Origin of the sequence: Desulfoglaeba alkanexedens ALDC (assembly GCF_005377625.1) — a bacterium.
GTDB lineage: Bacteria > Desulfobacterota > Syntrophobacteria > Syntrophobacterales > DSM-9756 > Desulfoglaeba > Desulfoglaeba alkanexedens.
Genome location: NZ_CP040098.1, coordinates 2,552,975 through 2,565,076, shown reverse-complemented (window position 1 = coordinate 2,565,076; position 12,102 = coordinate 2,552,975). Strand labels below are relative to the sequence as shown.

The 12,102-nt window shown below is 58.1% G+C and carries 10 protein-coding genes; 5 read left to right on the top strand and 5 right to left on the bottom strand.

Translation table 11 applies throughout. From position 1 onward, the window contains the following. Positions 1-432 precede the first annotated feature (432 nt). The gene (locus FDQ92_RS11585; RefSeq protein WP_211341254.1) at positions 433-1,191 is read right to left on the bottom strand and encodes a phosphocholine cytidylyltransferase family protein; all 759 of its coding nucleotides are present in this window, start codon (positions 1,189-1,191) and stop codon (positions 433-435) included. A 186-nt stretch (positions 1,192-1,377) separates the two neighbouring features. Between FDQ92_RS11585 and lptF the strand changes: the two genes are divergently transcribed. Together lptF and lptG are read left to right on the top strand one after the other, a co-directional pair. Beyond that, positions 1,378-2,496 (top strand): LPS export ABC transporter permease LptF, encoded by a 1,119-nt coding sequence (gene lptF / locus FDQ92_RS11580; protein WP_137425043.1) that lies wholly within the window; start codon positions 1,378-1,380, stop codon positions 2,494-2,496. A 33-nt stretch (positions 2,497-2,529) separates the two neighbouring features. Then, positions 2,530-3,558 (top strand): LPS export ABC transporter permease LptG, encoded by a 1,029-nt coding sequence (lptG, locus tag FDQ92_RS11575; protein ID WP_281276814.1) that lies wholly within the window; start codon positions 2,530-2,532, stop codon positions 3,556-3,558. A 27-nt stretch (positions 3,559-3,585) separates the two neighbouring features. On the opposite strand, the gene FDQ92_RS11570 is transcribed toward lptG, so the two are convergent. Further along, on the bottom strand, positions 3,586-4,557 hold the full coding sequence (locus FDQ92_RS11570) for a metallophosphoesterase family protein (protein ID WP_170180323.1): 972 nt from the start codon (positions 4,555-4,557) through the stop codon (positions 3,586-3,588). Between the two features lie 715 nt (positions 4,558-5,272). Here FDQ92_RS11570 and FDQ92_RS11565 point away from each other — a divergent pair. Further along, positions 5,273-6,487, top strand: a complete 1,215-nt coding sequence (locus FDQ92_RS11565; protein ID WP_137425040.1) for a radical SAM protein — start codon at positions 5,273-5,275, stop codon at positions 6,485-6,487. A gap of 26 nt (positions 6,488-6,513) precedes the next feature. Here the strand turns inward: FDQ92_RS11565 and FDQ92_RS11560 are convergent, their stop codons facing one another. Further along, positions 6,514-7,584: a diacylglycerol/lipid kinase family protein gene (locus FDQ92_RS11560; protein WP_137425039.1), complete on the bottom strand. Its 1,071-nt coding sequence runs from the start codon at positions 7,582-7,584 to the stop codon at positions 6,514-6,516. Between the two features lie 222 nt (positions 7,585-7,806). Then, positions 7,807-8,088 (bottom strand): hypothetical protein, encoded by a 282-nt coding sequence (locus tag FDQ92_RS11555; protein WP_137425038.1) that lies wholly within the window; start codon positions 8,086-8,088, stop codon positions 7,807-7,809. Between the two features lie 344 nt (positions 8,089-8,432). Between FDQ92_RS11555 and FDQ92_RS11550 the strand changes: the two genes are divergently transcribed. Continuing rightward, positions 8,433-9,632 (top strand): CDP-alcohol phosphatidyltransferase family protein, encoded by a 1,200-nt coding sequence (locus FDQ92_RS11550; protein ID WP_137425037.1) that lies wholly within the window; start codon positions 8,433-8,435, stop codon positions 9,630-9,632. 140 nt (positions 9,633-9,772) lie between these two features. Next, positions 9,773-10,720 carry a hypothetical protein gene (locus tag FDQ92_RS11545; RefSeq protein ID WP_137425036.1) on the top strand — a complete coding sequence of 316 codons (948 nt, stop codon included), beginning with the start codon at positions 9,773-9,775 and terminating at the stop codon, positions 10,718-10,720. A gap of 259 nt (positions 10,721-10,979) precedes the next feature. Here FDQ92_RS11545 and FDQ92_RS11540 read toward each other — a convergent pair whose 3' ends face one another. Beyond that, entirely contained in the window at positions 10,980-12,062 is a 1,083-nt protein-coding gene (locus tag FDQ92_RS11540; RefSeq protein WP_137425035.1) for an FAD:protein FMN transferase, read from the bottom strand. Between the last annotated feature and the right edge of the window lie 40 nt (positions 12,063-12,102).

Here is a 12,102-nt window from a genome sequence, read left to right as displayed (position 1 = left end):
TTTACTTGGGAGTCCGTAGGAGCCGCTCCGGTCATGGCCCGCAACCGTTTTCTCAATTTATTTCACCGAACCGGGACAGCGATCTTTTTTCTTGTTCCCAAGCTCCAGCTTGGGAACACAGCTGTGCAGAAGCTCCAGCTTCGATTCCCATGGGGCCGTTCCCAAGCTGGAGCTTGGGGACGAGGGGAAAGACCACTTCGAGATCCTGGCGAGCTCCCTAGAAAGACAGCGCGTTTCAGCTGTAGCACGAGGGAAGCTGGAGCTTCCCGGGCAGGGCGTTCCCAAGCTGGAGCTTGGGAACGAGGGGAAACGGACCTGATGCGCTTGCTGCTTCAAGGCCATCCGGATCTACGTCAGAGGTTCACCCTGGATGTCGTTCTAAAAGATCCGCACCCATCCGCAATTGGATGACGGATACCCTCAGACAACCTCTTATACCGCTCCGCGCATGTCGCCGGCCTGTCTATCCGCGATGGCGCGCACCACCTTTTCGGCATGTTTCAGGTCTGCGGGGCAGTCGACCTCGCACCAGAGCAACCCTTCAATGCAGCAGGTCCAGACGGGCGTCTTTCGGGCCAGTTCGTCGATAACGGACAGATACCAGCGCTTGAGGGCGGCGGGATGGCGCATGACATCTTCCACCGCTTGCCGGAACAGCTCCGGCCCCTCTCCGCGGAACAGCAGCATGCCGATCGACTCGGCACAAACCTGGTCGAGGGGGAGGTCCTTGCCGATGCGTAGCAGGCGCTCGCCATCCAGAACGACCTTCATGTCATCGCCGTCATAGCTGTTTTTGCGATCGATGGTTACCGTTATTGGATGCCGCTCGGAGGCAAGGAGGGTTTCCATGACAGGGGCCTGAAAGAGGGTGTCACCGTTCAGGAGGATGAAATCCTCCGTCATCTCGGAACGGGCGATCCAGCAGGTGCTCAGGTTGTCACCGACGGAGTAGAAGGGATTGAAAAGGGTGCGTACACCGCCTTGTCCGTACCGGTCCTTGAGCTGTTGCTCGACCTTGTCGGCCCCGTAGCCCAACACGACGCAGATGTCTTCGACGCCGCACTTGATCAGTTCGTCGATCTGCCATTCAACCATGGCCCGACCATGAATGGGAACGATACATTTGGGACGTTCAGCGGTATAGGGAAGCAGTCTCTTCCCTTGCCCTGCGCTGAGAATGATGGCTTTCATGCTGCTTCATTCTCCTCTCCGTCTTTCCATAACCGACCATCTCTTGCCGGATGCCGTTTTAGTATGTTATCGATAACGCTACCAATCTAGCGAAAATACCGGTAAACGTCAAGGCAATTTCAGCGGATTTGGGAGCGGATCGCCTTTGGGCGAAAAGCGAGCATGAAAGGAAAGTAGTCGAGTGAAGTGTTTGGAGCCGTTTTGATTCTGGAGCGCTATATCGTACGGGAAATTACGGCCCGGATGGTGGAGGTCTGCGCGGTTTTGACCATGATTTTCGCCGGTTACAGCGCCGTCCGCTTTCTTAACGATGCGGTCAACGGCCTCCTTTCCGGCGAAACGGTTGTCGCCCTGGTTGGGCTCAAGGTGCTCATAGCCCTTGAAGTACTTCTTCCGGTTACGCTTTATCTCGCGGTGGTGGTTGCCTTAAGCCGCATGCATGCCGACAGCGAGATTACGGCCATGGAGGCATGCGGCGTGGGTCCGGGGCGAATCGTCATCTCGGTTTTGTCCCTGGCACTTTTCCTTGGCCTCGTGGTTGCCTCTCTTTCACTCTTCGTCCGTCCCTGGGCTTATGAGAAAATTTATGCCCTGGAAGCCAAAGGGAAAGAGGAATTCGACATCGCCAAGGTTGAGGCCGGCCGGTTTTACGAGTTGGGCGAAGAAGTGGTCTTTTTTGCCGAAAAGCTTGATCCGGCGGAGAACCGGGCCGTAAAAGTCTGGGTATGGGAGTTGGAATCGGACAGCCGGAAGGTGACAACGGCCCGCAACGCCCACCAGATCAATGGTCCGGGAGAGGGACAGAAGGTCATCGTTTTCCGGGATGGCTACCACTACGTGCTGAATCAGAAGACGGAAGGCGATCTCATGATCCACTTCAGTGAAAACGTATTCCGGCTCGATACCGACCGGACCCCTCCCGCCGAATATCGCCGCAAGGCCGCATCAACTCTGCATCTGGCCCGATCGCCGGAGCCGGAAGATGTGGCGGAGTTACAATGGCGGCTTTCTACGGGCATTTCCACCGTCCTGCTGGCCCTCTTGGCGATCCCCCTGAGCCGGGTTGCCCCGCGGCGCGACAAATACGGCAAAGTGACCTTGGCCATCGTGTTATTTTTTGTTTTTTACAACTTCAACCTGATAGCCAAGACCTGGGTCGAAGAACAGGTGGTCGGCGCCGTGCCCGGCATATGGTGGGTGACGGCCCTTCTCGGCGTTCTCGTTCTGATCATGCTTCCGGGACGCAATCCCTTGAGCCGTCTTTTGGGGCGCCGCTCCTTGATCCGTGGGGAGCCCTTGTCGTGAACATTCTCGACCGTTATCTGGCGGCTGTTTTTTTTGCGCATATGGTTCTCTGTGAATCTTGTCCTGGCCGGGCTGCTCAGCTTTCTTGAGCTGGCCGTCCAACTGGACGACGTCGGCAAGGGGAGCTACAACTCAAGCGACGCCGTGCTGTATGTTGCTCTGACCCTACCGGACCGCATGATGGATCTGGCTCCGCCGAGTGCTCTGCTCGGAAGCATCATCACTCTTGGGCTGCTGTCCAAAAACCTCGAACTGCTTGCCATGCTGGCAAGCGGAATCTCGATCCAACGTGTCGGGTGGGCTCTTGCGAAACCTGCACTTCTTACTCTTCTCGCCCTCCTGCTTGGCGCTCAGTTCGTTATTCCGTCCCTGGAGCAGACAGCGTGGACCCTGCGTGAAACCGCTCTTTCAGAGTCGGGAACCATTCTGCCGCGAGGGGATTTCTGGACGAGAAGCGGAAGGCGCTTTATAAACCTGCGCACCAGCAGGGAACATGGGGCTCAGGCAGCCGATATCTACGAATTCGACGAGGGGAATAGGCTGACGCGCTATATCCATGCTCGGGAGACAAAGATCGGCCCCCAGGGGGAATGGGTATTGCGCGGAGTGCGGGAGGATACGATCACGGACCAGGGCGTGGCGGTGCGCGAAATCCCCCAGCTTGCCATCCCCGGCCTGCTCACCAGCAAGGAGGCGGTTCAACTGGTGCTGCCACCGCAGAGCCTCTCTTTGACGGAACTCGCCAGAGTCATCGGCAACCAGGAGAAACGGGGAGAAAATCCGGGGCGCTACCGGCTGGCGCTCTGGCAGAAGCTGAGCCTTCCGGTGATGACCGGGGCGATGATCATGATATCGCTTCCATTTGTGTGCCGCTCGCCCCGCAGTTCCAGTCTTGGCTGGCTCATCGTGGTCGGGGCCGTTATCGGTGTGGCGTTCTTCTTTCTCAATCAGATTCTCGGCTATGCCGGCCTGATCTTCCAGATCCCGCCCGCCTGGACAACTCTCGTTCCTGCTTTGGCTGTCCTCGCCGGCGGGGTTTTCCTGACGCGAAGCATCCCCTGAAACGAGAACCGGCTTGCGGAGGATTCGTCAGAGATTGCGGGCAGGCAGGCGGATTTCCTTCTCCGCGCCGGCTATGAATGCGTGCTGGGCTGGAGCGTAGGCGCGAACGGCGAGATGCAGCCGCCAACCGTCTGCTGTGCGTTGAAAACGGCAAACGTGATAACGGGCCGTGCACTGCGGGATGGGGCCGGCATTGGACGCCGAGGGAACCCCGAGAACGGGGATAGAATGCGTCCCGGCGACGAGTTCATCCTCCCTGGATACGTGGGCATGCCCGTGAAGAATCAGTTCCGCCCCCCGGCGGGCAACAACCTCGGCGAAGAGGGGGGCGTCGGTCAAGCGCTTGCGCCAGGAGATACTGCCGGGAATCGGCGGATGGTGGATCAGGACAATGCGCAGCAGGCCGAGCCGGCCGGTCCGCTCAAGCATTTCTTCGAAGCGCGCCAGTTGCCGGCGGCCAAGACTTCCCACGGCGACAAACGGCATGCTGGGGCGGGCGGATGAAAGACCGATCAATGCCACCGGGCCTCGAATCCTCAAAATCGGATAGACCCCGGCGCCGGCGCTGTCATCATCTCCCGCCAGATAGGGCGCCCACCGGCTGAATGTTTCATGCCATGACGTGGCGACGTAGGCGTCGTGGTTGCCGGGGACGACTGTAACCTTTTCCGGCGGGCCAAGGCGCTTGAGCCACAGGGCTGCCTGACGGAACTCGTCCGGCAACCCCAGGTTGGTCAGGTCTCCGGTTACGGCCACATGGTCCGGCGCCGCTTCGGCCAGGTCCAGCAGCAGCGCGTCAAGAACGTGCGGCAAGTGGATGTGGCGGCGGCGACACTGCCAGGAGAGATAGCCGAGCAGGCGTTTGTTGAGCAGCAAGGTGGGGCGTACCCCGCTCGGAGAAGTCAGATGCAGGTCCGATATATGGGCAAGAACAAACGTTTCTTTCCCCTTATTCCCGGAAGGACCTGGCTTTGGAGGCTGTCTGAGAATACCCTTCACCCTTCTGGGGATGGGGTGTCCGTTTTTCGCGTAGGGGCGCAGCGGCGCTGCGCCCCTACATCCCTATGTTCCTAGGAGACGCTTGCCCCGTAGGAGCCGGCTTGCCGGCGATCAGAATGAACGCGGCATTGCCGGTTTTACGGGTCGCGGGCAAGCCCGCTCCTACCGATAACGGAAAACCCGGGCCGACAACGCAAAATCAGGCCGGCCCCTTGACGGAACACCGGGCCGATCCCCTTGGCGGAAAACCGGGCCGATCCCCTGTAGGAGCCGGCTTCCCCTCGTTCCCAAGCTCCGGCTTGGGAACGACCTCATGGGAATCGAAGCTGGAGCTTCTGCACAGTTGTGTTCCCAAGCTGGAGCTTGGGAACAAGGTTGAGTCCGTCGGAAAGAAGTGTGACCAAACTGTTGCCTATAACTAGACCAACTTGAGCTATAGATCAAGAGTCGCCTTGTATTAAATTTGGTGCCATAATAGAGAAAAAGCCGGCCGGATTGGCCTTGACACATAAGGAACTTCTTGCTATGTATTGACCCAATAAACCTGGGTGATACCACATCCTTTCTGGATTTAGGCGAAGGCCGGAATGACGAAACAAGCCAGCCTTCCATTATTCCGGTGAAGGCCGGAATCCAGACGGGTTACCCGTGGTTATTGAGATGTTACTTCGCTATGCTCCTGCATCTGCAAAACAAATAAAGAAAGTTATAAAATATGGCCTTTAAACTGAATCATCTTGAGTACTACAGGCTTCCGTGGAATTACGCGGATAATGGCATTTCCTGGCTGGAGCCGACCAGTCTATGCAATCTGAGATGTAAGGGATGTTACAGAGACCCGAAAGGCCATAGGTCTCTGGAGGAAGTCCGTTCCGACCTGGAAGTCTTCCGAAGATTGAGAAAAAGCGACTGCATGAGTATCGCCGGAGGTGACCCTCTCGTCTACCCTCATATTGTCGAAACGGTAAGAATGGTCAAGGAAATGGGTTGGAAGCCCATTGTGAACACGAATGGAGTTGCACTCACGGAATCTCTATTGAAGGACCTCAAGAAAGCGGGGGTCTTCGGTTTCACCTTCCATATCGATACGAGCCAGGATCGACCCAACGTAAATGCGACAACAGAAACGGAGCTGAATGACCTGCGGTATCATTACGCAAGTATGCTGGCCAAGGCCGGCGGGATCGCCTGTTCCTTCAATGCCACGATATCGGAGAAGACACTTCCGGAAATACCCAATATGGTGCGTTGGGCTCAAGAACACGCTGATATCGTCCATACCATGGTGTTTATTCTTTATCGATCTCCCAATCTGACAGGGGATTTCGATTTCTATGCCCGAGGTCAAAAAGTCGATCCGAGCCTCATGTACCATGAAAGCGAGTGGGGAGGGGCGAAGCCGCTGATGGCGGAAGATGCCGTGGAAATGATCCGAAAAGCGGACCCTGCGTATGAACCAGCGGCCTACTTGAACGGGACCGCTAATCCGGATTCTCTTAAGTGGCTTTTGGCCAACCGAATCGTTTTCAATGGGAAGGTCATGGGGTACATGTCTCCCAAGCTCATGGAGTTGATCCAGACCTTCAACCATATCTTTACGGGCACTTACTTGTCTTACGCCACTCCCAAAAGCATGGCGCGGGGGAAACTTGCCTCGCTTTTCGGGCTTGTGGATCGAAAAATGAGGAAGGCCCTGGTCAATATAATGAAGGAGATCATCTCCAAGCCGGCGACCATGTTCCGCCCGGCCCACCTTCAGAGCTTCATGATCATCCAACCCGTAAACTTCGAACCGGACGGACGGCAGGACATGTGCGATGGTTGCCCGGATATCACCGTTCACGAGGGCAAGCTTGTCTGGAGTTGTCGGCTCGAAGAAATGAACCGATTTGGTGTGTTTTTGCAAACCGTCCCCAAGAATAATCCATAAAGCAGGACGGCTCGGTCATGGAGTTTTCATAATCTGAAGCATTTTATTTGCCCTCCACTTCTGAGCGACAGCTCTCCACGCTGAGGGTCGGGCAGGTACAGTTGGCCGTCAAGTGTGAAACCGCTTTGCATGAGAAGCCTAATCTCGCGAACGTTATGGCTTATGTACCCGCGGTCAGGGCTTCCCAGCCGACTCCTTCGACCCCTGATCAGGGATGGAATCGCCCGAAGGAGATGTTCTGCATCGGAGCGAACTACGGTAAAGTGCAAGGGGCCGGATTCGCTGCCCCAGTAGGGACGAATTCCCAGAAACAGACGCTCCAGAGTGGTGGCAAGGATGACCAGGGCATTTATGGGCCGCATCGCCATGCCGTCCAGGCTCATTCGAATGGCGGCCGGTGGGATAGTTCGCTTGTCATCGCCGACGGCGGCCAATAAGAACCGGCCCAAGGTAAGCCCTGCCGCCAGTTCACCCCGCACGCCCGCCCGGTGTATCCGATTCAGGCAAAATTCGATCCCCTGATAAATCCCGCCGGCGCCGAAAAACATTCCGTATATGGGCTGAGCGCCGACCGCCCCTTCTAAGCGCAAGACCGGCCGTTCTACAATGGACGGCGCACCACACCCGGAAGAGGCCCAATCCAGAAGCCGAGACAAGGCCCGTAACCGTGAACCCCTCAGCCCCACGTCTCTGGCAATCATGCTGGCCGTCCCCGCACGCAGGAGCGCCAACACCGGCAACCGATGTGGCCATCTGGTAGTAAACAGGGCGGTCAAGACCGCATGAATGGTCCCATCGCCCCCGTTCACCACCAGGAGATCCACGCCACGGCAAGCGAAATCTCGTACCGCCGCCGTCACTTGTTCGGGATCAACGGCCTTTCGGTGAAAGACCTGCCGGTAGCTGGAAAGGATCCGCTCTACAGACTGAAACCCTTTTCGGTTCCCACCGCTTAATGGATTGCTGATGACCCCGATACGGGGCCTCGTCGCGCCGGCAAGCCATTCGGGATCATCTGTGTTCAAACACCCCGCATGGTTGAATCTTCCGGTGTGAATGGTGTGAATGGTGTGAATGGCGTGAATCGTATCCTCCATGATCCGATCACTCACGGGTTGGATTTATGCCATCGGGTTGTTTTTAAAGATGAACGTCGAACATCGAACATTGAACGCTCAACATCGAATGAAAAACCGGGGCGCATTTCCCCTCGTTCCCAAGCTCTGGCTTGGGAACGGCCCCACCGAAGCTGGAGCTTCTGCACAGTTGTGTTCCCAAGCTGGAGCTTGGGAACAAGAAGCAAGTTCCTTTTTTCCCATTCACCATTCGATGTTCGATGTTCGATGTTCGATGTTCGATGTTCGATGTTCATTTTTCCAGTCGATACCGGGCAAAAACAACTTAGCGCTTATGGTGGTCAGCCCCGCGGAAGCAAAAGCAGGCGGCGCGAGGTCAAGTTGCGTGGCCGTACAGCGCCCACCCCAAACGGTGGTACTGCCACCGAACAACCGCAGGCGGGAATTCTCCAGGGCGATACCGCGAGCAATGATACAGACATCCGTTTTCAGTTTCAACTCGCCGCGGGTTCCGGCCAAATCCATCTGTATATCAACCTCCCCTGACCCCCCAGGCCGGCCCCAGGCCGTTTTCCTTGCCGTCGGCCCGGCAATCTGCTAGAGTGTTGGCAAAGTCGGTTGATCGTGATTGCAAGTATCGAAATATTGGTAGCGTAGAAAATAATAGACCTAATATTTGATGCTAAAGTCTATTTCCCCTCCCCTTGTGGGAGGGGATTAAGGGGAGGGGGGAGAGGGGGATTTTTTGACTTTCGTTATCCTTTTTGCTTAAGGTCTCCACTTTAGAACACTACCAAAATATTATTTTGCTTTTTTATATCGGCTCCGATTGTGGCCGTAGATACTAATATTTTTCCGAGAGCACAACAATGACCGTACATGCGTTAATCTTTGCGGAGACCCCCATCCGGTTGTGGGGCCTTTCCAGCCGCCGGCGTCTAGAGCGTATCCTGAAAAAGATGAATGTCACCAGTATGATTGACGACCTCGAATCCGTCTCCAGTGAAGATTCGGTCCTGCTCCTGCGAGGCGATTATCTCTATGATGAGCGTCTCATCGGGAACCTGGTCCGGAAACCCGGAACCGTTCTCCGGACTGCCACGGAAGCGGGGAGCAAGCCTGTCGCCGCCCACGTGGCGGCGGCCGATGCTCCCCTCGTTCGCGATGTGCTGGAGGGGAAGCCCGGCAGCGCGTTGCCTCCGTCCCTTTCATTCGAGACCCCTCAGACCCTTGCGCCGACATACATGAAGCAGTTGCGCAAGATCGACCCCCCTTATCTCCTGCCCATTACCGAGAAGAACAGGGAAACTCTGGAACGACGCCTGTTTTCCGGGTCGTACAAGGGAGTTACCGATCTGGTGACAAAATGGCTCTGGCCCAGGCCTGCGCAGGCGGTGACCCGCTTCTGTGCCGACAGAGGCATCACCCCCAATATGGTAACCTCTCTGAGCCTGGTTCTGGTCATCGTCGCCGGTTTCCTCTTCTACCATGGCCACTTCGCTCTCGGCCTCGCCGCCGCCTGGGCGATGACCTTCCTCGATACCGTCGACGGCAAGCTTGCGCGGGTCACCGTCAATTCCAGCCGCTTCGGGCACATTTTCGACCATGCCATCGATCTGATCTCGCCCCCCTTGTGGTACCTTCTCTGGGGTCTTGGACTGACAAGCTGGGATCCGGGAATGCCTCTTTCCCTGGTGGACACCTTCTGGATGATCTTCATCGGCTACATTGCCGGCCGCATGGTTGAAGGTATCTTCAAGAAATGCCTGGAGCCTTCGGGGATTTTCTGCTGGCGGCCCATCGATTCCTATTTCCGCCTGATAACGGGGCGGCGCAATCCCAACCTGATCCTTCTCACCCTGGGGCTCATTGCCGGACGGCCGGACCTGGGGCTGGTGGCGGTTGCCTTGTGGACGGTCATTTCCAGCATGTTCCTGGTGGTGCGGCTGGCAACCGGTTTTGCCTTCCGGATCGTCAAGGGCCCCCTGAGGTCCTGGTTTCTTGAGATCGACCCCGACGAAAAAAATCCGACTCTTGCCCAACGATGCTTTTCGAACAACCGCCTGTAAACGGGGAAATCCACGGACAGCCAGGCTCCATGGACCATGCCCGGTGCCGTGACCATCGGCATGGTCACGCTCCCCCCGGAGCTGAAGTAAGAGGCCGGCCCGGTTTCTGAGAATCTGAGCCGGCGAGGCCAAGGATCCCCATGAAGAGCGACGCAAACGTAAAAAAAATCATCCAGCATTGGAACACGCGCGCGCTGCCGCCGGAGATCACCGCGTTGTCCGATGCCGCCAGGCGACGGCACGACGGGGTGGCCGCCGTGCTTTTCTATGGGTCCTGCCTGCGCAGCGGCCGCGTGGATCAAGGGATGGCCGATCTTTACCTGCTGGTCGACGATTATAAGGTGGCGTTACATTCGCGATTGCAGGCATGGATGAATCGCCTGCTGCCGCCGAACGTCTTTTACCTGGAGCTTCCCTATGGGGAACGAACCCTGCGGGCCAAGTACGCCGTTCTGACCCTCGACGATTTTGCCAAAGGAACCGCCACGTGGTTTCATTCCTATATCTGGGGGCGCTTTGCCCAGCCTTCCGCCCTGGTTTACGCCCGCGACGCGGAAGCCTTCGGGCAGGTTCAGGATTCCTTGGCTCGTGCTCTTTATACCTTTGTGCGTCGCGCCCTGCCCCAGGTTCCGCAAATCTTCACGTCCCGCGAACTTTGGGGTATCGGGCTGAGCCTGAGCTATCGCTGTGAGCTCCGGTCGGAAAAACCGGGCACCGCGGTTGGCCTCTATGACGCCGCTCCGGACTATTATGAAGCAGCTACGGTTGAGGCTCTGAAAGCCTGGGAGCTTCCCGTCGAACCCGTTGCCGGCCGGGCCCCCGGCACTTATCGTACCCTGATTCCCTGGAGGGAAAAATATCTCAACCGTCTTGGCTGGCACCTGCGCAAGGTACAGGGCAAGGTGCTCTCCGCCCTGAGACTCCTCAAGGCTCCCCTTACCTTTGACAACGGTCTGGATTACGTCCTTTGGAAAATCGAGCGGCACTCGGGCGTCCGCATTGAACCCGGCCCATCCTTGCGTCGTTTGCCCGCATTGGCGGTATGTGTCACCTTCTGGAGACTATTCAGGAAAGGGGCATTCCGGTAGGGTGCAGATCTTTGCTTCTTGTTCCCAAGCTCCAGCTTGGGAACACAACTGTGCAGAAGCTCCAGCTTCGGTGAGGCCGTTCCCAAGCCAGAGCTTGGGAACGAGGGGAAAACCGGCAACGCCCCGTTGACCCGGATCGCCGGCAAGCCGGGGCGCAGCGCCGCTGCGCCCCTACAGGGCATGAGTCGTTGCAGGAGCGGCGCCCGTTGAACGCCGTGCACCCAAGCGCGCTGCCGCTCTTGAGGACCCGGGTCCCCAATCACGGAACCCGGTCATCGAAGGCTTCGTCGACGCGGAAGTAGCGGCGGAATCCGCTGGAGGCGGTGAACTTGAGTCCGCTTCCTTCTGCAGCTTCGGAAAGGATCGCGACTTCGAAGCCGGGCAGGGTCTCCACCAGACGGAGGCCTTCTTCCGGGCCGAGCACCAGGACACCGGTCGCCAGGGCGTCGGCGTCGGTGGCATTGGGGCCGACCACGGTGACCGAGGCGGTCCCCCGGGCGGTGAAACCCGTCCGGGGATCCACGATGTGGCTGTAGCGGCGCCCGTCTTTCAGGAAATACCGTTCGTAGTCGCCGGACGTCACAACCGCCACGTCCTGCGCTTCCAAGACGGCGATGAGTTCTCCTTTGCGGCGCGGGTGCTGCACGCCGACCCGCCACGCCGACCCGTCCGGCTTCCGCCCCATGGCATAGAGATCGCCGCCGGCATTCACCAGGGCACTCCGAATTCCCGCTTCCCTCAGTTCCTGGACGGCCCGGTCGATGGCATAGCCCTTGGCGATCCCGCCGAGATCGAGCGCCATGCCCGGTACCCGAAAGCCGATGGTTTGCCCGCCCGAATCCAGAAGCACCTTTTGCCACCCCACCGCTTGGAGCGCTTCCGCGACGGCGTCATCGGTCGGAAGGATCTTTTCGGCCCGGTAGAGCGGCCAGAGCTTGAGGAGCGGCCCAACCGAAATGTCGAAGGCGCCCTGCGTATTCCGGGACCATTCGATCCCCTTCTGAACGATTTCGAACAGCTCCGGGCTCACCGCCACCGGCCCCGGGTAGCCTTCGCGGTTCAGCCGCGAAAGCTCGCTGTCTTCCCTGTGAGCGCTCATCACCCCTTCGATCCGTTCCATTTCGGAAAAGGCGTCGCGAAGGGCGGCGTAGGCTCGCGCCTCATCGCGCTGGACCACGGCGATTTCCACCAGCGTTCCCATGAGCGGGCGCGTGTTCCGGAAAACAGTTTCCCGGACGAAGCATCCGGCAAAGGCGAAAAGAACGGCCAGCGCGGCCGCCGTAAACCCTGCGGGCAGGGCGAACCGACGCGGGAAACGGAATGCAGATACGAGCCTGACCAAAACGGCGATTCCTCCTGCGGCGACGGGTTAAACGCAAAAG